This is a genomic window from Terasakiella sp. (assembly GCF_048267425.1).
Lineage (GTDB): Bacteria > Pseudomonadota > Alphaproteobacteria > Rhodospirillales > Terasakiellaceae > Terasakiella.
In genome coordinates, this window is sequence record NZ_JBLWXN010000012.1 from 1 (window position 1) to 22730 (window position 22730).

Consider the following 22730-nt stretch of genomic DNA (forward strand, 5'->3'; position numbering starts at 1 on the left):
TATGGTTGTGCGATGTTATGTTACGTCACCCCGAAAGAACATTTGGGCCTGCCCAACCGGGACGATGTGAAAGAAGGCGTGATGGCCTATAAGGTTGCTGCCCATTCTGCCGATCTGGCCAAAGGACATCCTGGGGCGCGTCTGCGTGATGACGCCATGAGCAAGGCGCGTTTTGAGTTCCGTTGGCGCGATCAGTTCCATTTGGCGCTTGATTCGGAAAAATCATTGGAATTCCACGACGAAACCCTGCCGGCGGAAGGCGCGAAAATCGCACACTTCTGCTCCATGTGCGGGCCGAAGTTCTGCTCCATGCGCATCAGCCATGAAGTGAAGGCAGAGGCGCAAAAAGGCATGGCCGAAATGTCGGAGAAGTTCAAAAAAGAAGGCGGCGAGATTTATAAAAAGATCGATGCCGCAGAATAAACCTAAAAATTGAGATGAAACTTTTAAAAGGGTGTCGTGAGGCACCCTTTTTTTACGCTAAAATACGTAAGAAATTCATACTCCGTTATGAAAATTGAAAAAATTGAGTGTCCGGTCAATATTTATACTGGAATTTCCCTGTAATATTCACATAATTAGGTTGTGCGAGGGTCTTCCATCATAAGTTTATAAAAAAAGCCTGTCGCGTCACAAAATGAACGATATAAAAATGTTTGCTCGGGAAATACGTAAAAGACTGTTTCTGATTTTTTTGTCGGCGGCTTTGGGCATATCTGTCAAGGTATCTGCGCAAGAATGGGTTATGTCTGTACAACATGCCGATCTTTCCCCGTTTAAACATCGCAATGGATTTGGGCCCGGTGGGATCAATGTGGATATTATGTCTGCGATTGCCCATGAAATAGGCGTGGATTTAAAGTTCACCGATTTTACGATTGCGCAAGGGCGCGAGAAATTTAAAACAGGGGATGTGACGGTTGATTGTTGTTTGAATGAAGTCTGGTTTCCAAAACAACAAGACGTTCATGTCTTCAGCAAGCCGATATATCATTTGATTGAAGTTTTTGTTTTTCCAAAGGGGAAAAAGTTTCCCGTTCCGGACACATCCGTTTTAACCGATAAAACGGTTGCAGGTATTCGCGGGTTTACATATCCCGGTCAGGATAATTATGGGCGCCGCGTGGATGGGGACAACCCGTTGGAAGTTTTGCAACTGGTGCATGAACGCAAGGTGGACGTTGGCGTATTGGAACGTCATGCGGCCTCGTTTCACATCAATTCCCATAAATTTAAGGTTCAGTTTGGCGACCCTTATTATTCCGTTGAAGTATCCGTGCGTTTACATCGATCCTTGGAAAACCGATTGAAAGATATCAATCAAGCCATTGATAAGTTGAAATCGAATGGCATGATCAAGCAAATCATTGCCCGCAATCTTCGATAAGGTCTGTTTTTTCCAAAAAAATTAAATAAGGCAAAAAAAGGCAGCTTTCGCGCATAATACTGCCCTATTTACAGTGTTAAATAAGAAACATGGAAAGAACGGTGTGTTGAGGAATATCCCCCTCGCGATAATCCCCAAAGCCCTTAAACGGTTTTATCCCATCAAACACACTTTCTCGATACACCGCTTGGACCATAACCGAATCGATCATGCTAGAACTCATCAAATCATCCTCGGACTTGCCCCCCGGGGATGATTTGTTTTAACAATAGGCTGAACGATATGAAGGGGAAAGTCATGGCGACTTTTGCAGGACGGGATTTGGTCTGTATCCGAGGGGAGCGACTGGTCTTTTCAAAATTGAATTTTGCGATGGAAAGTGGGGGGTGCTTGACCCTGATTGGTCATAATGGCGCGGGGAAGTCTTCCTTGCTGCGCATGATGGCCGGGTTGCTTCACGCCGCCAGCGGTGACATGTTGTGGGATGATCAGGTGGTCGCTGACGATATGGATGAACACCGTGAACGGTTGCACTATGTCGGACACCATGACGCGATCAAGCCGGTCCTGACGGTGGAAGAGAATCTGAAATTCTGGGCGGGTCTGCGTAGTGATGCGTCCGAAGCCCAAGCCAATTTTAAAGAAGCTCTGGATATTTTTTCCATTGGTCATTTGATCGACGTGCCGGGACGCTTCTTGTCTGCCGGACAAAAACGCCGTGCCAATCTCGCCCGCATCATTGCGTCGAAATCTCCTTTGTGGTTGTTAGATGAACCAACAACGGCATTGGACAAGGAATCCATCAAAAAACTCGAAGATGTGATTGAAAGTCACCGCGCCAACGGGGGCATGGTGGTTCTTTCAACACATTCCGATATGAACATCAAAGACCAGCAAATTTTAAATGTTAGTGAATTCAGTGCTGCACGCGGTCACGAAAGTGCGTCTTTACTGGCGGAGGGCATCTAATGGGTCGTTTTCTTTCTATTGTACGCCGTGATTTGCGTCTTGCCCTGCGTCAAGGCAGTGACAGCGTGATGGTCGTGATGTTTTTCGTTTTGACGGTTGTGTTATTTCCGTTCGGGATTGGACCTGAAGGCAATATTCTTGCCCGTGTTGCCAGCGGGGTGATTTTTGTTGCCGCCCTTTTGGCCTCTATGCTGTCGTTGGAACGTCTGTTTCAAACCGATTATGAAGATGGCTCGCTGGAACTACTGACCTTAAGCCCCATGCCGTTGGAAATCATTGTGTTGGCCAAAATTACCGCGCATTGGCTGACAACAGGCCTGCCTTTAATGATTGCCTCGCCCTTATTGGCGGTTTTGATGAATATGGACGGCAACGGTTTTGCCATGTTGATGTTGGCCTTGTTGCTCGGCACCCCGGCGTTAAGTTTGATCGGGGCAATCGGGGCGGCTCTTGTGTTGGGGTCACGGCGCGGCGGGGTGTTAATCTCCCTGCTGGTTCTGCCGCTGTTCGTGCCCGTTTTGATTTTCGGCGTGGGATTAATTGAAGCTGCAATTGGCGGATTTGCGGTAAAATCACAAATCCTGATTTTGTCGGGGATTTTGTTTGCCTGTCTTGCCTTCTGTCCGTTTGCGGCAGCCGCCGCCGTTCGTCAGTCAGTCGAATAATAATATAAAGTGGAATGCAGGGTTAGCCCTGCATCCACGGTAGGCCAGCAACTTTCCAGCCGTTGACGGTGCCGCGATGGCGTTGATCGTCGTGGTCGCCTTCAAATCCACCTTCGATATTATAACAGGTTTTGTAACCGGCAGCCGTCAGGGCGATGGCGGCATATTTGGAGCGCACACCGGACCGACAGAGCATAAGGAGTTCTGTTGTTTGGTTCGGCACCAGTTTGGCGACATCTTCGACAAAGGTTTCGTTGCGCATCCCACCGGGAAAGCGGTTCCATTCCACCAACAGATGTTCTTTTTCCAAGGAAGATAGATTAACTTGACCGACCCAGGCCCATTCGGCCTCGGTCCGTACGTCGATTAAAACGGCGTCTTTGGACGATTGAAGGATTTCCCAAGCCTGCTTGGGGGTGATATCTCCGGCATATGGTTCAGACACGGTGGACTCCCTTGGTATTGCGTCGCGATGCATTCTTGTTACACCTGTTTACAGATCCTGCAAATAAAATGTTCACGCATGTGTGAACGAGCGTGAACTGCAATTCAAAGCGTATATTGGTATTGTCTAATGAAATGCTTCTCAAACAATATCGAAAATTATTATGGCGCCTTTGCAAACCTTATCTTCAAAATACTTTTTGGAAACCCTGTTCCATTGCCGTTTATGCCGTCATGTAACAGGGGCCGTCTTTTTGGCAATTTTAATTGTCGAAGGGGCGATTCTGATTTTTTCGGTTAATAATTTTGAACGTGACCGATTGTTGGAGGTTGAACGCGAAGGTTTCACAGTTGTACGTGCATGGCTTGAGATTAGTGCGGATGGCCCACAAACCATGAAGAAGATGGCGCCGATGATCGGAAGTGGCTCTGTCTTGATTTCTGCAGAGGTGGTTGATGACGCGGGGCACGAAATTGCCAAACTGTCACAACACAGCATTTTGGCACCGAATAAAGAAACATTTACGGTGACCTGGACACCGCAAAAGCTGGGATATCCATTATATGTTACGGCGGTGCTGGATAAATCGGAAATACCGGGACAAATTCAGGCCTTTATCTGGCGGATTATCGGACTTGTTCTGTTGATTTCATTTTTTGTGACGGTTGTGACAATGGTGATCTTGGATCGTCTGATGTTGCGCCCGATCCGCACGTTGCGCAGCCGGATGACGGACGCCTGTGTTGATTTGGCGCACCCTGAATCACATCTGATTGAGAAAAGCAGAAATAATGAACTTGGTGATGTGGCCTTGGCTTTTAATGATCTGTTGAAGCGTTTATCAGCTGCCTTTGGTGAAATCCGTATGCAGCAAGACAGTTTACAGGAAAATAACAATCGCCTTGAAACAGAGGTGGTTGAGCGTACAAAAGAATTGAATGAAACGGTGCGGGAATTACGCCGGGAAGCAAGCGAGCGTGAACGCGTTGAAAAGGCACTGGATGCGTCAAAGGGTGTGTTTACATCCGATCATCTTAAGAAAATTGCATATACCGATACGCTGACCGGATTGGCGAACCGAGATTTGTTTATGGATCGGTGTCGGCAAGTTTTACGTCAAATGAAACGGGCAGATATAAAAGCCGCTGTCCATTTAATTGATCTAGACGGATTTAATGCCATTAATCAGGCCTATGGGTCGCAAGGCGGCGATGCAGTTTTGCAAACGGTCGGGGATCGTTTACAAGGCCTGGTACGCGAATCTGATACATTGGCACGTTTAAGTGCGGATGAATTTGCCTTGATCCAGTTTGATATTTCAAACAGTGACGACGCATCGGTTTTGGCCCAAAAAATAACGGAACATATCAGTCAGTCGATTCATTGGCAGAAGGACGAGATTGATGTGAGCTGTTCGCTGGGCATTACATTGCTGGAAAAGGAAGACAGTTCGGTCGAAGATGTTTTGCAACATGTCGCCTTGGCCTGTAAGCGGGCCAAACAGGACCAGGGTGCGAGCTATCATTTTTACGCAGAAGAAATGAACAAGCAGGCCTTGGAGCGTCAAGTCATTGAACGTGACCTTAAAAAAGCACTGATCAATGAAGAGCTTGAAGTTTATTTCCAGCCAAAACTAGACGTCAAAAACAATCGTGTTTCGGGAATGGAAGCCTTGGTGCGTTGGAACCATCCTGAACGCGGATTTATGTCACCGGCCTTGTTTATCCCGATTGCAGAACGCAGTCAGTTGATCGTGTCGATTGGCGAATGGGTTTTACGTGCCGCGTGTCGACAGGTTCGGCGTTGGCAGGCGGACGGGCTGGGTGATTTGAAAGTTGCGGTCAACGTGTCTGCTGTGCAGTTGACGCAAACGTGTATTGTTTCCCAGGTTCGACGCGTGTTGTTGGAAACTGGACTACAGCCGCATTTACTGGAACTGGAAATAACCGAAAGTGCGGTTATGAAAAATGTTGAAGAAACCATCACGATTTTAGAAGGTTTGCGGGGCTTGGGGGTTTCGCTTTCCATTGATGATTTCGGAACGGGATATTCCAGTTTGAATTATCTGAAACGTTTCCCGGTAAAACGCATCAAGATTGACAAGGCCTTTGTGGATGAAATCACCGACCTGCATAGTGAGGGCGTGATTGCGCGTGCAGTTGTGACAATGGGTCATAGCTTCGGTATGGAAATTACAGCCGAAGGTGTGGAAGAAGATTTCCAACTGGAATTTTTGCGTAAACTCGGGTGTGATGAAATTCAGGGATATCTGTATGGCAAGCCAATGGCGGCGGTTGATTTTGAAGCTTTTGTGAAAATGCGTACACAATCGGCTTTGGCTGCACAGTGATTGCAAAGTTCATCCTAGACAAAGTGGATGAAAAGGCCATAATGCGCGGCGTTTCAAATGCCATACAAGCAAGGCTGACTGCCCATGACCACCACACCAGAGATGTCCGTTGTTGTTCCCGTTAAAAATGAAGCGGAAAACATCCAGCCCCTGATTGAAGAAATTTGCGCGGCGCTGGAGGGGAAAATCTCGTTTGAAATCGTTTATGTGGATGATGGCAGTGATGATGACACCCCGCAAAAATTACGCGATATGCAGGCCAAGCTGGATAACCTGCGTGTGGTGACGCACCGTCAATCCTGTGGTCAAAGTACGGCTGTACGTACAGGTGTGAAACAGGCCCAAGGGCGTGTGATTGCAACACTGGACGGGGACGGGCAGAACGATCCGGCGGACATTCCAGCATTGTATGACGAATTGGTCAAAGACGATAATCAGGATTTTCTGTTGATGGCAGGATGGCGGGCCAAGCGTCACGACAGCGCTTTCAAATTATGGCAATCGCGCAATGCCAATAAAATTCGTGCTGGTCTGTTGGGCGACAACACGCCCGATACCGGCTGCGGTTTAAAAGTTTTTACCCGTGAAGCATTCCTTGATCTGCCTTATTTTAATCACATGCATCGGTTTTTACCGGCATTGATGATCCGGCGTGGTGGGCGTGTGCAGTCGGTACAGGTTAATCACCGTGCACGTGAACGTGGGATATCTAAATACGGCATGTGGAACCGTTTGTGGGTCGGCATTGTCGATATTATGGGTGTGATGTGGTTGCAAAGCCGGGGCAAGGTTCCTGAGATTGTACCGTCCAAGGAAGACGCATGAATTTTAAGGTCTTCATAAAGGGCCTGGTTTTCCTCTGTTCGCTCGCCGGGGCGGCTTATCTGTTGTCCTTGGGGATGGATGAAAGCTGGATCGATGAGAATGTGCGCGGTCAGGGCTTAAAAGGCTGGGTGATTTTCATTTCGCTGGGCGGTGTGTTGGCAGCTGTTGGTTTCCCGCGTCAAATTTTGGCATTTATGGGCGGTTATGCGTTTGGCGTTGTGAAAGGCACCACGATCACGGTATTGGCCGTTGGCGTGGGCTGTATTTTGACTTTTACTTACGCACGGGCCTTGGGGCGAAATTTTGTTAAACGCAAATTTCCACGCAAGGTGAAACGGATTGATGAGTTTTTGTCGGAAAGTCCGTTCCTGATGTCTTTGTTAATCCGTTTATTGCCAGCGGGTAGTAACGTTGCAACGAATGCAGCGGCCGGGGTGTCCGGTGTGCGGGCGCTGCCTTTTGTGATTGGCTCACTTGTTGGATATATCCCGCAAACGATTGTGTTTGCCTTGGCGGGCAGTGGTGTAGACGTGGACCCGGTTTGGCGCATCGGGTTAAGTGTGGTGTTATTTTTATGCTCCGGCTTGCTGGGGGTCTATCTTTATCGTCGATATCGTCATGGCAAAACATTGGGCCGCGAGATTGAAAGCCAGCTGAGTGGTGATGAAGACGAGGCCGAAGCCATTGTTCGCGAATGTGATCGCGGTTCTTCTTCATCGCAGGCTTGAAGCCAACCTTTTTCAATGTCATAAACGCCCGTCGCCTATCGGCAAGGAAAGTGTGGATAATGTTGCAGAAATACTGGTCTCCCGTCACGTTTACAGTCATGTGGTTGGTGTTGGTCGTGGTTGCGATCTGGACCCGTCCGGCCTTGCCGGTGGATGAAACACGCTATTTGGCGGTGGCGTGGGAAATGTGGCAACGCGGTGATTTCATCGTTCCGCATTTGAACGGAGAAACCTACAGCCACAAACCACCTTTGCTATTTTGGTTAATGAATGCAGGCTGGGCGATTTTGGGGGTGAATGACTGGTGGCCCCCGTTGGTTGCACCCTTGTTTGCATTGGCGTGTTTGTTTTTAACCCGCAGCATGGCACAAAAACTGTGGCCCGAACGTCCGATGATTGCGGATCTTTCACCGATCATTTTACTGGGTGCGGCTTTTTGGACTGTTTTTACCACAGTTACGATGTTCGACATGCTGGTTGCCGCCTGTACCCTGTGGGGATTGCTTGGTCTGTTAATGGTCTGGCGTGATGGCGATGTGAAAGGCTGGTGGTTTTTGGCCCTTGCCATTGGTTTTGGTGTTCTGGCCAAGGGGCCGGTGATCTTGCTGCAAATTTTGCCAATTGCCTTGTTGTTACCGTTTTGGGATCGTGAAAAACGCATCCAGAATCGCAAACGGTGGTATTTGAATATTTTGCTTTGTGTACTGGGCGGGGCGGTTATTGCCTTGGCTTGGGCAATCCCGGCCGGTATTCAAGGCGGTGAAGAATATCGCAATGCAATATTTTGGGGGCAAACGGCGGGACGAGTGGTGAAATCTTTTGCCCATGCGCGCCCGTGGTGGTGGTATCTGGCTGTTATCGGTCCCTTATTACTGCCTTGGGTCCTTTGGCCGAGCTTATGGCGCGGTTTGATCCAAAAGGCAGGCGTTATTTTTAAAGAAAGCCAGATCCGGTTTTGCCTGTTGTGGTTTGTGCCAATCTTCGTGGCCTTTTCCTTGATCAGTGGTAAACAACTGCATTACTTGTTGCCGATCTTTCCTGCCTTTGCCTTTGTCTTGGCGCGTGTGCTGGATGAAGGTGAATTGTTTTCATCCCGGTTGGGGCGTTTATTGCCTGCCGGTTTTATGATCGTACTGAACGTGACGTTAATTGCGGTGCCTTTTTTACCGATCCGCAAATTGCCCGATTGGGTGGGGATATTGCCGACTTATTGGATGCTGATCCCCTTAATGATCGCGCTCTATATGATTGCCAAACCGGTTTTGAATAATAAATCTGCGGTGATTGGTTTTACCAGCATGATGGGCGGCTTTGTGGTTGCGCTTCATCTTGCGCTTGCACCTTATCTTGCGCAGTCGTTTGATCTGCATGCGATGGGACGTGAGATCAAAAGCATGCAAGACGACGGATACGAAGTCGCCTTTGTCGGTAAGTATCATGGCACATTCCAGTTTTTAGGGCGTTTGGAACAACCGATTGCAGAATTGGCAACTGGTCGTGGAGAAGATATGTTTGATTGGTTGCGTGTCCATCCGCGCAGCAAAGTGATTACACTCTGGAAACAGCCTGCTCCGGATGATGAGGCTGTTGATTTTGTGCAAGATTTCCGCGGCAGTAATTTTATCATTTTTGATGTGGAAAAACTGGGGGGAGAGTTTGATCTCCTCCACCGTCGCGGTAAAGAATAAGCCCTGCAAATGTTGCGGTGCAATGCAGGTTTTATCGACGAGTCATTAAAAAATAGTAATTCATAGCTTGACAGAAATGAGGTCACAAATTACCTCTGTTAGCACTCGGACCTAACGAGTGCTAATCATTGACTCGTTTGGGTCATTACTTTGGTGACTATCACGGAGTTTAAAACCATGAAATTTCGTCCTCTGCACGATCGCGTCCTCGTAAAACGCGTAGAGCAAGAAACTAAAACCGCTGGCGGCATTATTTTGCCGGAAGCTGCGCAAGAAAAACCGTCCGAAGGCGAAGTGATCGCTGTGGGTGCCGGTGTGCGCAATAAAGACGGCGAGTTTGTCGCACTTGACGTAAAAGCGGGTGACCGCGTTCTGTTCGGCAAATGGTCCGGTACAGAAGTCAAAGTCGACGGTGACGATCTGTTGATTATGAAAGAATCCGACATCATGGGTGTGATCGAAGCTTAATCGGCTTTGTTAATCACGTTTCATAGATAATTTTGACTGCTTAAAATAAGGGTCTAGCTCACATGGCTAAAGAAATTAAATTCGGCACAGAAGCTCGTGCAAAAATGCTCGAAGGTGTTGACCTTCTTGCAAACGCTGTAAAAGTAACACTCGGTCCCAAAGGCCGTAACGTTGTTCTGGACAAATCCTTCGGCGCTCCGCGTGTCACAAAAGACGGTGTGTCTGTCGCCAAGGAAATCACACTGGAAGACAAATTCCAGAACATGGGCGCGCAAATGATCAAAGAAGTTGCGTCCAAAACAGCCGATTTGGCTGGTGACGGTACAACAACCGCAACTGTTTTGGCGCAGGCTATCGTTCGCGAAGGCACAAAATCCGTTGCGGCTGGCATGAACCCGATGGACCTGAAACGCGGTATCGACATTGCGGTTTCAAAGGTTGTTGAAGACGTTAAAGGCCGTTCCAAGCCGGTTTCTACAAACGAAGAAGTTGCGCAGGTTGGTACAATCTCTGCCAACGGTGAAAAAACTGTTGGTGACCTGATTGCACAAGCAATGGATAAAGTCGGCAACGAAGGCGTTATCACTGTTGAAGAAGCAAAAGGTCTGGATACGACGCTTGACGTTGTTGAAGGTATGCAGTTTGACCGTGGTTACACGTCTCCGTACTTCGTAACCAACTCTGAAAAAATGATTTGCGAGTTGGAAAACCCGTACATCCTGATCAACGAAGGTAAACTGAGCTCTTTGCAGCCGATGTTGCCGCTTCTGGAAGCCTCTGTTCAGTCTTCCCGTCCGCTGCTGATCATCGCGGAAGACATCGAAGGCGAAGCACTGGCAACTTTGGTTGTCAACAAGCTGCGCGGTGGTTTGAAAGTTGCTGCGGTTAAAGCACCGGGCTTTGGTGATCGTCGTAAAGCTATGTTGCAAGACATCGCCATCCTGACAAACGGCCAACTCGTTTCCGACGAACTGGGTGTGAAACTGGACAGCGTGACAATCGACATGTTGGGGACTGCCAAGTCTGTGGTTATCACCAAAGAAGAAACCACAATCGTTGAAGGTGCAGGCGACAAAGACGATATCGTTGCACGTTGCAACCAGATCAAAGCGCAAGTTGAAGAAACAACTTCTGACTATGACCGTGAAAAACTGCAGGAACGTCTGGCGAAACTAGCCGGCGGTGTTGCTGTTATTCAGGTTGGTGGTGCAACCGAGATCGAAGTGAAAGAACGCAAAGATCGCGTTGACGATGCCCTGCACGCGACACGCGCTGCTGTTGAAGAAGGCATTGTTTCCGGTGGTGGTACAGCCCTGTTGTACGCAACCAAAGCACTGGAAGGTCTGGAAGGTGAAAACCCGGATCAGAAAGTTGGTATCGACATCATCCGTCGTGCGTTGCAAGCGCCGATCCGTCAAATCGCGGAAAACGCGGGTCACGACGGTGCGGTTGTTGCTGGTAAATTGCTGGAATCTGATGACACTAGCTTCGGTTTCAACGCACAAACTGGTGAATATACCGATCTGGTGGCTGCGGGCGTTATCGACCCGGTTAAAGTTGTTCGCGCAGCTCTGCAAGATGCGGCCTCTGTTGCCGGTCTGCTGATCACAACCGAAGCAATGGTTGCTGATAAGCCGGAACCTGCAGGTGCTGCTCCGGCAATGCCTGACATGGGCGGTATGGGCGGTATGGGTGGCATGGGCTTCTAAGTCCAGACTAACCATCAGCTTTACAAGCTTATTAAAAAGGGGTCGTGCCTATTTGGTGCGGCCCTTTTTTCTTTGCAGGGCGCGGCGGTCTTTGATATAAGCTTCTTCAAGTTTACGTTGACGTAAAGGTAAACATTTTTAAGGAGAAGGATATGAACGTTCAAGGTTTGGCGGCAATCGTTACAGGTGGTGCGTCCGGTTTGGGGGAAGCCACGGCACGCAAACTTGCAAACGAAGGGGCGAAAGTTGCCATTTTCGACATGAATGTGGAAGCTGCGCAAAAAGTCGCTGATGAAATTGGTGGGATTGCGGTTGAATGTAACGTGTCCGATGCCGCCAGCGCCGAAGCGGCATTTGCCAGTGCGCGCGAAGCACATGGCCCGGCCCGTATCGTTGTGTCTTGTGCAGGGATTGCACCGGCTTCTAAAATCGTGGGGCGCAATGGTGCACACGATCTGGACCTTTTCTCCAAAGTGATTAACGTCAATCTGGTGGGGACATTCAATATGACCCGACTGGCGTGCGCCGACATGCTGGAATTGGACCCGGTGAATGGGGAAGAGCGCGGCGTTGTGGTCAATACGGCCTCTATCGCATTTGCCGATGGTCAAATCGGTCAAGCGGCCTATGCAGCCTCCAAAGGCGGGGTGGCTTCCCTAACATTGCCGGTGGCCCGTGAAATGGCCCCCAAAGGCATCCGTGTTATGACGATTGCACCGGGGATCATGGCAACACCAATGTTGTTGGGTATGCCCGACGAAGTTCAAGAAGCTTTGAATAAATCTGTACCTTGCGGTCGTATGGGCAAACCGCAAGAATATGCCGATTTGGTCAACCATATCGTCAATAATGCCTATCTGTCCGGTGAAGTCATTCGTATGGACGGTGCCCTGCGTATGGCCCCTAAATAATCGGTTGTTTAAACCGCATTTGAAACGGAACGGTCCTTACCTGTGTAAGGGCCGTTTTGTTTATTGGACTCTACTGCAAAGCATGTTAAACAGCGCGTCTAGGTTTTTGTCTCGATGCAAAGAGGTCCAAGGTGCAATACGTTTCCACCCGCGGCAAGGCGCCCGCACTTTCCTTTGATGATGTTCTTTTGACAGGTTTGGCCCGTGATGGCGGCCTGTATCTGCCGGAAAGCTGGCCGCAGTTCAGCACCGAGGATATCCGCGAGATGCGCGGCTTATCCTATGCCGATATGGCTGTTCGTGTGATGTACCCGTTTGTGGAAGGCTCTATCCCGCATGCGGATTTTAACGAATTGGTGCAGGATGCTTACAAGGATTTCGGTCATCCGGCGGTTGCTCCGTTAAAACAACTGGATTCTGACCAATGGGTCATGGAACTGTTCCACGGCCCGACCTTGGCCTTTAAAGATTATGCACTGCAATTACTGGGTCGTTTATTTGATTATATATTGAAAAAACGCGGGGAACGCGTGACCATCGTGGGCGCCACATCCGGCGATACCGGGTCCGCTGCGATTGAAGCCTGTCGTGACCGTGAATGTATTGATATTTTCATTATGCATCCGAAAGGGCGCGTGTCTGATGTACAACGCCGCCAAATGACGACAATCATGTCTTCCAACGTACACAATATCGCCTTGGAAGGCACATTTGATGATTGTCAGGATGCGGTTAAGGCCATGTTTAATGATATGGATTTCCGCGATAAATATAACTTATCTGCGGTGAACTCGATCAACTGGGCGCGTATTATGGCGCAAATCGCCTATTATTTCTGGGCGGCTGTTCAGGTCGGTGCACCGGATCGCAAGACCCGTTTTGCCGTGCCGACCGGGAACTTTGGCAACGTTTTTGCCGGATATTGTGCCAAGAAAATGGGTTTGCCGATCGAAAGTTTTGTGATCGGGTCCAACCGCAATGACATTTTAACCCGCTATTTCAAAACGGGTGTGATGAAAATGGAAACGGTGGAACCCAGCTTATCCCCGTCAATGGATATTCAAATTTCATCCAACTTCGAACGTTTGCTGGCACAACATTACAAGGCGGATGGTTCTGCCTTGGCACAGGCTTTGGCAGATTTCCGCGATACCGGCGAAGTTGATTTCGGTACAGATCGCTGGAAAGCCATGTGTGAAGATTTCACGGCCCAATGTTTGGATGATGAAGCCACCAAACAGGCGATTAACGCCTTTTATCAGCAAACCGGCGAATTGTTGGATCCGCATAGTGTCATCGGTTGCGCGGTTGCGCGCGATGCGGTGAAAACCGATGCGGTCACCATTGCTTTGGCAACGGCGCATCCGGCGAAATTCCCGGCGGCGGTTGAAGAGGCTTCCGGTGTTCATCCGGCCTTGCCGGAACGTCTAAGCGATTTGTTTGATCGTGAAGAACGTTTTGACGTGCTGGAAAATGATTTACCCACCATTCAGTCCTATATTGAAAAGACTCTTGCCTAAATGAACGTTCGTATTACGACACTGGACAACGGCTTGCGCGTTGTCTCCAACCACATGGCGTCTGTCCAGTCGGTTTCACTCGGTGCATGGATTGAAATTGGTGCCCGTCACGAAAAGCCGGAACTCAACGGCATTTCACATATGCTGGAACATATGGCCTTTAAGGGGACGACGACGCGCAATGCCTTGCAACTGGCCGAAGAGATTGAAAATGTCGGCGGGCATATCAATGCCTATACATCGCGGGAAAACACGGCCTATTATGCCAAGGTATTGAAAGAGGATGTCGCCCTGGCGGTTGATATCATTTCAGACATCTTGCAGAATTCCGTGATTGATGGTGAAGAACTGGAACGTGAACGCAGTGTCATTTTACAGGAAATTTATCAAGCCAATGATACGCCGGATGATATTGTTTTTGATCATTTCCAACTGACGGCCTATCCCGATCAGGCAATGGGCCGTCCGGTTTTGGGCGAAGCCGATATCGTCAAATCCCTGTCTCGTGAAACCGTCTTGTCTTATATGCAGGATAATTATGCGACGTCGCGCATGGTCTTTAGTGCGTCTGGCAATGTGGACCATGACACATTGGTGGCAATGGTCGAAGAAAAGTTTACCTCTTTGCCGCGTGAAACACAGATTTTGCCGGAACCGACCCGTTATGTCGGGGGGCATTTTGTGGAAAATCGCCCCAATCTGGAACAGGTTCATTTGGTTGCCGGGTTTGATGCGGTTAAATATGATGATCCCGAATTTTACAGCCTATCGGTTATGTCGACCCTGTTTGGCGGCGGCATGTCGTCGCGACTGTTTCAGGAAATCCGTGAAAAACGCGGGCTGGTCTATTCGATCTATAGCTTTGTTTCTGCCTATGATGATGGCGGGATGCTGGGGCTTTATGCCGGTACGGGCCGCGATGAAATGAAAGAACTGGTTCCGGTATTGGCTGATGAAATTGCCAAAGTTTGTGAGCGCGTCAGCGAAGATGAAGTGCAACGCGCACGCGCCCAGTTGAAGTCCAGTATTTTGATGTCTTTGGAAAGTACTTCAACCCGATGTGAACAATTGGCCCGCCAATTGACAGTGTTTAACCGTATTATTCCGGTAGAAGAAGTGGTTGAAAAAATCGATGCCATTGATGTGGATGCGGTCTGTAAGGTGGCCCGCCGTGTCTTTGCCAGCAAACCGACTTTGACCGCGCTTGGCCCCTTGACAGAAATTCCCGAATTTAAGTTACCGGCTTAAGATTAATTTCGCACAGCCAAGGCAACGCCAACGCTGACCACAGCCATACCGATCAAGGCACTTAGACCAAGTGTTTCGCCAAACAGGAAGAAGGCCTCCAACGCTGTTACAGCCGGGACCAGATAGAACATGCTGGCCACCTTGGAGGCTTCGCCTTGTTTGATCATCCACATCAATAAGCTGATGGCCCCGAACGAGGGCACGAAGATCAACCAGAACAGGGCGAAGATAAATTCCCCCGTCCACTGGATTTCCATTGTTTCCAAACCAGAGGCCAGCAGGCCGTAAATCAGGCAGGCGGCAAAATACTGGATGAAAGTCCCGCTCATCAGCGGCATGGTGGTGCAATATTTTTTCTGATAGACGGAACTTATGGTAATGCAGACAACCGCGCCAAAAGCAATAAAAACGGCGCTTAAGGGGAAGCCTTCAAACAAGGCGGTATTGTTCAGATCAATTTTTTCACTGAGGACCAAGACCGTTCCGGTGATCCCGAGAACCAAGCCTGCCCATTGAACCGGGCGCACATTTTCCCCGAGAACAGGTTTGGCAATAAAGGCCGTCAGCAAAGGCTGAAACCCTGCAATCAAAGCTGTTAAGCCGGAAGGTAGACCCATTTTGATCGCTGTAAAAACCCCACCAAGATACCCGACATGGATGAGAATGCCCGAGATTGCGACATGTCCGCCTAAGCGGCGGCTTTTAGGCCATTCTTTTTTTAGGACCAGCAGGACAACAAGCAAAATGGCGCAGGTGAGTGTCATGCGCACAAACAGGAAGGTATAAGGTTCGGCATAGGGCAGGCCGAACTTGGCCCCGATAAAACCGGTGCTCCATAAAAAGACAAACAGGAGGGGGATAAAACGGGTCACAGTTCGATATTGGCAACGTCGCGATAGACGTTTTGTAAACAACCGGCAGCCTCGATATCGCCTTCTTTATGACGGGTTTCCAGAACGCGTAGGCAAGCTTGCGCGATGGCTTGGACCTCCATGGTGTCCAGTTCGTTGAAGAAAAGCTGCGGGTTGGTTTTCAGGCCAATGATGAACGGGTTAGACATGTGTCTCTCAATGCTCCTTTCGAAATCTGTGCCCAATCTAGTTTTTTCTGAACCAAAAGAAAAGCTTCATATAGGCTGACTTGTCAAATCGCCTTTACGAGCCTAGTCTTCTTTTCGCACAGTTTGGTCGTTTTTGGGAAGAACACAATATTCGGTTGACGGAAATCTATGCGGGAACGATCGAGTCGTTGCAGGCAAGACAAGAACGGTCTGCCCGGCGTGTAATCACCCCCAAGGCCATTTCGAATTATTGGCGGAAATTGGTAAGGACATAACGATGTTAATCAACGTTGCACAGGATATCTGGATTGGCGAAGGCGGTCTGGTGGATTTTTACAGTTGCCCCTATCCCACCCGTATGGTCGTTGTACGACTGGCAGAAAACAAATTATGGGTCTGGTCCCCGATTGAACTGAGTACGGATTTAAAAACGGAAATTGATGCATTGGGGACGGTTGCCCATCTGGTCAGCCCCAATAAAATTCATCATCTGTTTTTGGGGCCGTGGCAACAGGCTTATCCAAACGTCAGTTTATGGGGACCGCAATCGACCATTGATAAACGCAAAGACTTGCAGTTTACAGGGGTGCTTGGGGATCAAGCGCCGCAGGAATGGGGTGATGTCTTTGATTCGATCTGGTTTAACGGGTCGTTTTTTATGGATGAAGTGGTGTTTTTCCATCGTCCGTCCCATACCGTTATTATGGCGGATCTATCGGAAAATTTCAGCGAGACCTTCATTCAAAAACACTGGAACACGTGGCAGCGCGTGATTGCGAAACTGTGGGGGATCGTCGAAGGGCGGGGGTATGCTCCGCTTGAATGGCGATTAAGCTTTTTTAAACGAGAAGCTACTCGCAAAGCCAAGGAACGTTTGCTGTCTTTACCCGTGGAAAAGGCCATCATGGCGCACGGCGAATGGCAACCCAGTAATGCGCGGGCTTTTCTGGAAAAATCCCTGTCGTGGATTTAATTTTTTTTGTGGGAGCGTTGTAAAAGGACCAAGGCAACCCCGCCCAATGTGGCAAGAGAGGCCAGAATAAGACGCAGTGTCAAGGTTTCGTCCAGCAGTACCGTTCCACCCAGGGCAGCAATGATTGGAACGCACAATTGAACGGTGGCAGCTTGGGTGGCTTTCAGGTAACGCAAGGCCGAATACCAAATGGTATAGCCGCAGCCTGAGGCCAATGCTCCCGATGCAATTGCCAAAAGAACGCCGTGATTACTGAGAACAGTTTGATCCAGAAAAAACAGGTTCATCACAATAACGGGCACCACGCAGTAAACAAAGTTCATGGCGGTGCTTTCCAGTGGTTTGGTTGTGCCCCGTCCGGCCAGCGAATAAAGACCCCATGCAATTCCGGCGATAATCATTAAAAGGCTTCCGATCAAGTCCGGTGCATTCAGACCGGGGGAAACCAGATAAATAATCCCGCTGACGGCAGTTCCCAGGCCCAGCCAGGATAAAAGACTGAAATGTTCCCCGATTTTAAGGGCATAGACAAACATGGTAAGCTGAACGGCCCCGAATAAAATCAAAGCCCCCGTTCCGGCCCCTAGGGAAAGGTAAGCAAAAGAAAAGAACACCATATAGGTGAACAGCATGGCGGCGCTTTTGATGTTTCCGTCTTGTCTGGATAAGGGACGGCGGCGGATCAGGACGATCAGGCACAGCATCACAGCCCCGGAAATAATCCGAATGGAGGTAAAAGAAGCTGCGTCAATTGCGCCGGTCTCAAGGGCTTGCCGACAGAGGATAGAATTGGCTGCCAGTGGGATCAAGGCGCAAGCTGTAAGCAAAAAAGCGTGCATGGAATAACTTTAAAAAGAATAATCAAACTATTCCAAGCTAGAGAAGTTTATCCACAGGTACAAATCTTTTTATATAAAGGAGGATGCGACTTTAGTTTATCCACACCCTCCTTCAGGGTCCTATTTCGTTGTACTTAATCGTTTAACGGCGTTAACAAAACGATTAAGTGTCTGGGAAATTTCGCCGCGTTCCAGCATGATTTCGATCAGTTGGAAACAGGATGTATCATTTTGGGCAGCTTCTAAGGCTTCGACCAGTTCTTTACGGGTGGTGACGCGCACACCTTTCCCGCCCATCGGGGCTGCCATTTGGGCGAATTTCCAATCATCCAAATCGTGATAATCCGGCCCCGGTTGGAAGGTGCGCAGCATTTCCCAGCTGCGGTTGTTAAACAGCAAAACAATCGGGTTCCAGCCATATTGGCGGCAATTGCCCAATTCCCAACCTGTCATTTGAAAGGCACCGTCGCCAACCATGATCAACGGACGTTTGCCGGATGTGGCCTGTATGCCGAGCCCTGCCGGTACGCCCGGCCCCATCGAGGCATAATAACCCGGTGCAATCAAAGCGGTATTGGCGATATCCATCGCGGTAAACAGGCAATCTCCCATGTCCGATGCGATGGGCATTTTGCCATGTTTGGCAAACATATCGTTGACGGCGCAGGCGATATCGGTTGGTGCAATGGGGCTGTCATCGGCGCTGAGATTACGTGGATAGACAGGGGCAGGGTGACGTTTGGCATCGCCAACGGGCTGGGCGATCTCGATCAAGGCTTCGATCAAACATTCCAGTGTGACTTCACGGTAAGTGTGATGGGCGAAATTGACCTCACGATCAAAGGCATGAACGCAGGCGCGCATGTCAATTTCGCGTTTGGAAACCCCGAAGTTGGTATCGGACAGGATGACGCCTAACATCAACAAACCATCAGAACGTTCAACCGCTTTGCGGACCTTTTCTGTACCGGCAAGGCCCAGATAAGTACCGATCAAGGGGACTTCGCTGTCGGCTAGAATGCCGCGTGCCATGAAAGAGGTTACAACCGGCACACCCAGAATATTGGTGAGTTCCGCCAGTTTCTTTTCCAGACCAAAACGACGAATTTCCACACCGGCCATAATGCAGGGCTGTTTTGCGGCACGTAAATGTTCCAGAACTTCTTCAGCACAGGCCCGCGCCGCGTCCATGTTGTCACAACCGGGATGAAAGGCGGGAACGGCTGCAATATCTTCGGCCACCATATCACGGGGCAATTCGATATAAACCGGGCGCGATTGTTGAATACAGGTGTCCAACGCGTGTGCGATCAATTGCGGTGCAGTCTGGACATCATCGAGAATGACCTGTGCGCAGGTGATTTCTTCAAAAATTTTATATTGGGAATCGATTCGTTTGACCTGATGATGCAAGCCAAGGCCGCGCTGGCTTTCCTGCTTGCCCGGCGCACCGGAAATGACGACGAGGGGTGATTTTTCTACATAAGCTTGCGCCACCGGGTTAACCATATTGAGTGCCCCTGCGCCATATGTGACGGCGGCAACCCCCAGGCGGCTGTTGAAACGTCCCGCAGCATCAGCGGCAAAACCGACACCGGGTTCGTGGCTAAGCGTATAAAGCGGAAGGACTTTCGTATCTTCCAGAATTTTGAAGTAGGGAAGGGCAAAGTCGCCGGGAATTCCTATAACCTCGGTAGCGCCACGATCTTTCAGGGCACAAAAAAGGGCTTCGGCAAGCTGCATGTGATAGGCCTCTCTGGTATAATTTCATTTGAAACTAGCTTATCAGAAAAAATTTGAAATGAATGCTCAAAGTTGGGCTGATTCTGATAATAACCAGTCGCGAAAGGCCTTGATTTTATACCTTTCCGTCGCGCCTTTTGGGCACACAAAATAGTAGGCAACGTTGGCAGAGATACTGAAGTCGAACAAACGTACAAGTCGTCCGGCATCCAGTTCAGTCTGGATCAGGGCTGATCGTCCCAATGCGACCCCTTCCCCCACCATACAGGCCTGCATAACCATATGGGTATGTGAGAATTTAGGTCCTCTGGTATGATCGACGCCTTTGATACCGGCTTCCCTTAACCAATATTTCCACGCAAGGTGGGCTTCGGCATCGCTATGGATGGCGTAGTCATGGATCAAGGTGTGATGTTTCAGGGCTTGCGGTGAAACCAGTGAGGGGTGTTTTTCAAGATAGAGCGGGGAGCATACCGGAAAAACATCTTCGCCCATAAAACGTTCTTCATAGACGTCGGGCCAGTTGCCCAATCCGTATCGAATGGCACAATCGACATCGTCGCGGGCAAAATCGGTCAAACTGTCGTCTGCTGCAATGCGAACGTCAATATCAGGATGTCGATTAGTAAAATTTTGCAAACGTGGCACCAGCCATAAGGAGGCAAAGGACGGCATGACCGATACGGTCAAGACACCGTTGAGGTCGGATTTGAGCAAAGTTTCAGTTGCACGCGATAACTGATCTAATGCGTCGCGCACGTCGGGATAATATTGCTGACCATCATCTGTAAGCATCAAGGCACGGTTTAACCGCTTGAAAAGCTTAAGTCCCAAGTGATCTTCCAAAGCTTTGACCTGATGGCTGACAGCGGCCTGAGTCACATAGAGTTCTTCTGCCGCACGTGTAAAGCTGAGGTGGCGTGCAGCGGATTCAAATGCGCGCAATGCATTCAATGGGGGGAGTTTGCGGGCCATTGTTTCGATACAATCCTGTTGTTCGCATTAGTTTTACTTATGCTGTATAGCAAAAAAGATCGTTTGAGAACAGAAGAAAACATCTGTAAAAAGAAACCATAAGAGGCGCGCCTCTATTGACTAAACCTTAAACGTGATGGAGATCGTTATGTCAGTAGAAACTCTTAACATTATTGAATGCTGTTCAACCCATAACGGCGAAAAAGCACAGGCACGTTTGGGTACAACGCTGAAGACAGCACACAAAACGCTTTTTGTATGGCTTCATCGCCATAATTCCCGCAAGTCTCTTGCGCAGTTGAGTGACCATATGTTGAAAGACGTGGGTTTGACCAAAGCGCAAGCGGAAGCAGAAATTGCCAAGCCGTTTTGGGTGAGATAAATTAATGCTTACGGTTACGTCATCCCGTCGCACCGGGATCTGGATACTCCCGTGAATTCAGGCTCTGGCTTTCGTGCCAGAGCGACGTTTTTTGAACAAGGCGAAATGAATTCAGCATGCCCAATGCCTTTCTTTATATAACAACGGTTTTGATCTGGGGCTCGACATGGCTTGCGATCAAATATCAGTTGGGCGTGGTTGCGGTGGAAGCCTCTATCGCATACCGTTTCGCATTAGCCAGTATTTTATTGCTGGCTTTTTGCGTTTTGACACGACGTTCTCTTTCCTTTGACCGTAAAACACATATATGGCTCGCCCTTTTGGGACTGTGCCTGTTTTCTGGTAATTACTTCTTTATGTATATCGCCAGTGGGCATATTACCACCGGGCTGGTCAGTGTTGGCTTTTGCTCTATGGTGGTGATGAATATTGTCTTAAGCCGATTGTTCTTTAAAACATCCATATCCGGGCGTGTGGTTCTAGGGGCAAGTCTGGGCATGGTCGGAACTTTTATGGTTTTTTGGCCGGAAGTGAAGCATTTTGACCCGTCCGACAGCGGTTTTTATGGCATGATATTGGTTTTGCTGGGCACGTTGTGTGCCTCGTTTGGCAATATGGTGTCGGCACGTAATCAGAAAAAAGGTGTTCCGGTGATGCAGGCAAACGCGTGGGGAATGGCCTACGGGGCATTGTTTATGGCGATTTTTGCCAGCTTCAACGGTGTAGCATTTACTTTTGATCCCCGTTTTGAATATATCTGGTCGCTGTTCTACCTTGCCGTATTTGGATCGGTGATTGCGTTCGGGTGTTATTTGACGCTGCTTGGCAATATAGGGCCTGAAAAAGCGGTTTATAGCGTTGTGCTCTTTCCAATTGTTGCGTTGAGCCTGTCAACCGTTTTTGAAGGATATCATTGGCCGGTTGCCGCAGTGGTTGGCGTTCCGTTGGTTTTGTTCGGGAATGTGTTGGTGCTTACAAAACCGGGGACGTTTCGCAAGGTTGCCCGCGTTTAAAGACCGTTTGGAAAAGCGCGTTGATAGGCATCGCGAAAGGCATTTACGGTTTCCATCTGAGTGCCCAAACTAAACGCCATATAAAGCGGCCTGGAAATCTCACTCAGATGATAAACCGGTTCCAGAATATCCGGAGAAAGCCCCATTTTTTCAAGGCGGTATCTGGTTGCTGTAATATCGGCAGGCATAAGGTCCAGACGGTTGTTCAGCAGAAGCTTAATCCCGTTTTCTTCGCTGGTTAGTTCAGTAACGGCGATTTTTTGTTTCTTTAAATATTGCCCTTTGACATCTTTGCGCAAAGCGCCGATTTGATAGTTTCTGAGTTCTGCAAGATTCTGGACGTGGATGTCTTTGCGTTTTTTATCTTTAAAAAGATGGACATCGAAACCCACAACAGGGCCAATCCAGTGGAATTTTTCTTCACGCTCCGGTGTGCGGGCCATAGAAAAAATAAGGGTGTCGGGTATGTTGAGTGCGATATTGTATGCACGCGCCCACGGGTAGACATTGATATTTGGGAAAAAGTGCAATTGAGCAAAAACCTTACGAACCTGATTGACTGCGATTCCTTGTGCGGCCCCCTCTTCTGCAAAGCTATAGGGTTCGTAAAAAGAGGTAACGACTTTGACTTTGGAAAAATCAGGTTGAGCAAAGCTGTTTGTGCTGAAAAAGAAAACAGCGCAAAAGATCGCTTTCGCTAAACTTTTCATTACGTTGGCGTCCTCAAAAATCTCATCTCCTTAGATATAGCGCTCTCCTAATCTTTTTTCTATACGCAATACTATCTATATTGTTTGAAATATTGTTTGGAATGCTTACATTTAGCGATTAA

24 protein-coding genes are annotated in these 22730 nt (G+C 48.9%); 16 read left to right on the top strand and 8 right to left on the bottom strand.

Going from position 1 to position 22730, the window contains the following annotated elements; all coding sequences use genetic code 11:
* The coding region (locus tag ACN0VA_RS15465; protein ID WP_417822029.1) for a phosphomethylpyrimidine synthase ThiC at window positions 1-423 on the top strand (423 nt) is incomplete at its 5' end.
* Between the two features lie 322 nt (window positions 424-745).
* Complete coding sequence (locus ACN0VA_RS15470; protein WP_417822030.1) at window positions 746-1387, top strand: substrate-binding periplasmic protein; 642 nt, start codon at window positions 746-748, stop codon at window positions 1385-1387.
* A 76-nt stretch (window positions 1388-1463) separates the two neighbouring features.
* Here the strand turns inward: ACN0VA_RS15470 and ACN0VA_RS15475 are convergent, their stop codons facing one another.
* Window positions 1464-1610 (bottom strand): hypothetical protein, encoded by a 147-nt coding sequence (locus tag ACN0VA_RS15475; RefSeq protein WP_417822031.1) that lies wholly within the window; start codon window positions 1608-1610, stop codon window positions 1464-1466.
* Window positions 1611-1684: 74 nt separating this feature from the next.
* Here ACN0VA_RS15475 and ccmA point away from each other — a divergent pair, with 74 nt between their 5' ends.
* Together ccmA and ccmB are read left to right on the top strand one after the other, a co-directional pair.
* Window positions 1685-2356 carry a heme ABC exporter ATP-binding protein CcmA gene (gene ccmA, locus ACN0VA_RS15480; RefSeq protein WP_417822032.1) on the top strand — a complete coding sequence of 224 codons (672 nt, stop codon included), beginning with the start codon at window positions 1685-1687 and terminating at the stop codon, window positions 2354-2356.
* Window positions 2356-3021 carry a heme exporter protein CcmB gene (gene ccmB, locus ACN0VA_RS15485; protein ID WP_188665623.1) on the top strand — a complete coding sequence of 222 codons (666 nt, stop codon included), beginning with the start codon at window positions 2356-2358 and terminating at the stop codon, window positions 3019-3021. Before ccmA ends, ccmB begins: the two co-directional genes overlap by 1 nt.
* 22 nt (window positions 3022-3043) lie before the next feature.
* Here ccmB and ACN0VA_RS15490 read toward each other — a convergent pair whose 3' ends face one another.
* Window positions 3044-3466 (bottom strand): rhodanese-like domain-containing protein, encoded by a 423-nt coding sequence (locus tag ACN0VA_RS15490; protein ID WP_417822033.1) that lies wholly within the window; start codon window positions 3464-3466, stop codon window positions 3044-3046.
* A 163-nt stretch (window positions 3467-3629) separates the two neighbouring features.
* Here ACN0VA_RS15490 and ACN0VA_RS15495 point away from each other — a divergent pair, with 163 nt between their 5' ends.
* The 9 genes from ACN0VA_RS15495 to ACN0VA_RS15535 all read left to right on the top strand — a co-directional run bounded on the left by ACN0VA_RS15495 (window position 3630) and on the right by ACN0VA_RS15535 (window position 14913).
* The gene (locus ACN0VA_RS15495) at window positions 3630-5816 is read left to right on the top strand and encodes a putative bifunctional diguanylate cyclase/phosphodiesterase (RefSeq protein ID WP_417822034.1); all 2187 of its coding nucleotides are present in this window, start codon (window positions 3630-3632) and stop codon (window positions 5814-5816) included.
* A gap of 84 nt (window positions 5817-5900) precedes the next feature.
* Window positions 5901-6641, top strand: coding sequence for a glycosyltransferase family 2 protein (locus ACN0VA_RS15500; RefSeq protein ID WP_417822035.1), 741 nt, complete (start codon window positions 5901-5903; stop codon window positions 6639-6641).
* Window positions 6638-7369, top strand: coding sequence for a TVP38/TMEM64 family protein (locus ACN0VA_RS15505; protein ID WP_417822036.1), 732 nt, complete (start codon window positions 6638-6640; stop codon window positions 7367-7369). The genes ACN0VA_RS15500 and ACN0VA_RS15505 overlap by 4 nt, the downstream gene beginning before the upstream one ends.
* A 59-nt stretch (window positions 7370-7428) precedes the next feature.
* Window positions 7429-9057 carry an ArnT family glycosyltransferase gene (locus ACN0VA_RS15510; protein WP_417822037.1) on the top strand — a complete coding sequence of 543 codons (1629 nt, stop codon included), beginning with the start codon at window positions 7429-7431 and terminating at the stop codon, window positions 9055-9057.
* A gap of 177 nt (window positions 9058-9234) precedes the next feature.
* Entirely contained in the window at window positions 9235-9525 is a 291-nt protein-coding gene (gene groES, locus ACN0VA_RS15515; RefSeq protein WP_188665609.1) for a co-chaperone GroES, read from the top strand.
* A 62-nt stretch (window positions 9526-9587) separates the two neighbouring features.
* Window positions 9588-11234, top strand: coding sequence for a chaperonin GroEL (gene groL, locus ACN0VA_RS15520; protein WP_417822038.1), 1647 nt, complete (start codon window positions 9588-9590; stop codon window positions 11232-11234).
* A gap of 152 nt (window positions 11235-11386) precedes the next feature.
* On the top strand, window positions 11387-12145 hold the full coding sequence (locus ACN0VA_RS15525) for an SDR family NAD(P)-dependent oxidoreductase (protein WP_417822039.1): 759 nt from the start codon (window positions 11387-11389) through the stop codon (window positions 12143-12145).
* A 131-nt stretch (window positions 12146-12276) separates the two neighbouring features.
* Window positions 12277-13665: a threonine synthase gene (gene thrC, locus ACN0VA_RS15530; protein WP_417822040.1), complete on the top strand. Its 1389-nt coding sequence runs from the start codon at window positions 12277-12279 to the stop codon at window positions 13663-13665.
* The gene (locus ACN0VA_RS15535; protein WP_417822041.1) at window positions 13666-14913 is read left to right on the top strand and encodes a M16 family metallopeptidase; all 1248 of its coding nucleotides are present in this window, start codon (window positions 13666-13668) and stop codon (window positions 14911-14913) included.
* A gap of 2 nt (window positions 14914-14915) precedes the next feature.
* On the opposite strand, the gene ACN0VA_RS15540 is transcribed toward ACN0VA_RS15535, so the two are convergent.
* Both ACN0VA_RS15540 and ACN0VA_RS15545 read right to left on the bottom strand, forming a co-directional pair.
* On the bottom strand, window positions 14916-15785 hold the full coding sequence (locus ACN0VA_RS15540) for a DMT family transporter (protein WP_417822042.1): 870 nt from the start codon (window positions 15783-15785) through the stop codon (window positions 14916-14918).
* The gene (locus ACN0VA_RS15545; RefSeq protein WP_417822044.1) at window positions 15782-15973 is read right to left on the bottom strand and encodes a hypothetical protein; all 192 of its coding nucleotides are present in this window, start codon (window positions 15971-15973) and stop codon (window positions 15782-15784) included. The genes ACN0VA_RS15540 and ACN0VA_RS15545 overlap by 4 nt, the downstream gene beginning before the upstream one ends.
* A gap of 277 nt (window positions 15974-16250) precedes the next feature.
* On the opposite strand from ACN0VA_RS15545, the gene ACN0VA_RS15550 reads away from it, so the two are divergent.
* Complete coding sequence (locus tag ACN0VA_RS15550) at window positions 16251-16946, top strand: DUF4336 domain-containing protein (protein WP_417822045.1); 696 nt, start codon at window positions 16251-16253, stop codon at window positions 16944-16946.
* On the opposite strand, the gene ACN0VA_RS15555 is transcribed toward ACN0VA_RS15550, so the two are convergent.
* The 3 genes from ACN0VA_RS15555 to ACN0VA_RS15565 all read right to left on the bottom strand — a co-directional run bounded on the left by ACN0VA_RS15555 (window position 16943) and on the right by ACN0VA_RS15565 (window position 20503).
* Window positions 16943-17785 carry a DMT family transporter gene (locus ACN0VA_RS15555; RefSeq protein ID WP_417822046.1) on the bottom strand — a complete coding sequence of 281 codons (843 nt, stop codon included), beginning with the start codon at window positions 17783-17785 and terminating at the stop codon, window positions 16943-16945. The two genes, ACN0VA_RS15550 and ACN0VA_RS15555, sit on opposite strands and share 4 nt — an antisense overlap.
* 120 nt (window positions 17786-17905) lie before the next feature.
* Window positions 17906-19528 carry an indolepyruvate/phenylpyruvate decarboxylase gene (gene ipdC, locus ACN0VA_RS15560; protein WP_417822047.1) on the bottom strand — a complete coding sequence of 541 codons (1623 nt, stop codon included), beginning with the start codon at window positions 19526-19528 and terminating at the stop codon, window positions 17906-17908.
* A 66-nt stretch (window positions 19529-19594) separates the two neighbouring features.
* Complete coding sequence (locus tag ACN0VA_RS15565) at window positions 19595-20503, bottom strand: transcriptional regulator GcvA (protein WP_417822048.1); 909 nt, start codon at window positions 20501-20503, stop codon at window positions 19595-19597.
* A 148-nt stretch (window positions 20504-20651) separates the two neighbouring features.
* On the opposite strand from ACN0VA_RS15565, the gene ACN0VA_RS15570 reads away from it, so the two are divergent.
* Both ACN0VA_RS15570 and ACN0VA_RS15575 read left to right on the top strand, forming a co-directional pair.
* Entirely contained in the window at window positions 20652-20885 is a 234-nt protein-coding gene (locus ACN0VA_RS15570) for a DUF1127 domain-containing protein (protein ID WP_417822049.1), read from the top strand.
* A 116-nt stretch (window positions 20886-21001) separates the two neighbouring features.
* Window positions 21002-21898: a DMT family transporter gene (locus ACN0VA_RS15575; RefSeq protein WP_417822050.1), complete on the top strand. Its 897-nt coding sequence runs from the start codon at window positions 21002-21004 to the stop codon at window positions 21896-21898.
* Here ACN0VA_RS15575 and ACN0VA_RS15580 read toward each other — a convergent pair.
* The gene (locus ACN0VA_RS15580) at window positions 21895-22608 is read right to left on the bottom strand and encodes a substrate-binding periplasmic protein (protein ID WP_417822051.1); all 714 of its coding nucleotides are present in this window, start codon (window positions 22606-22608) and stop codon (window positions 21895-21897) included. The two genes, ACN0VA_RS15575 and ACN0VA_RS15580, sit on opposite strands and share 4 nt — an antisense overlap.
* Between the last annotated feature and the right edge of the window lie 122 nt (window positions 22609-22730).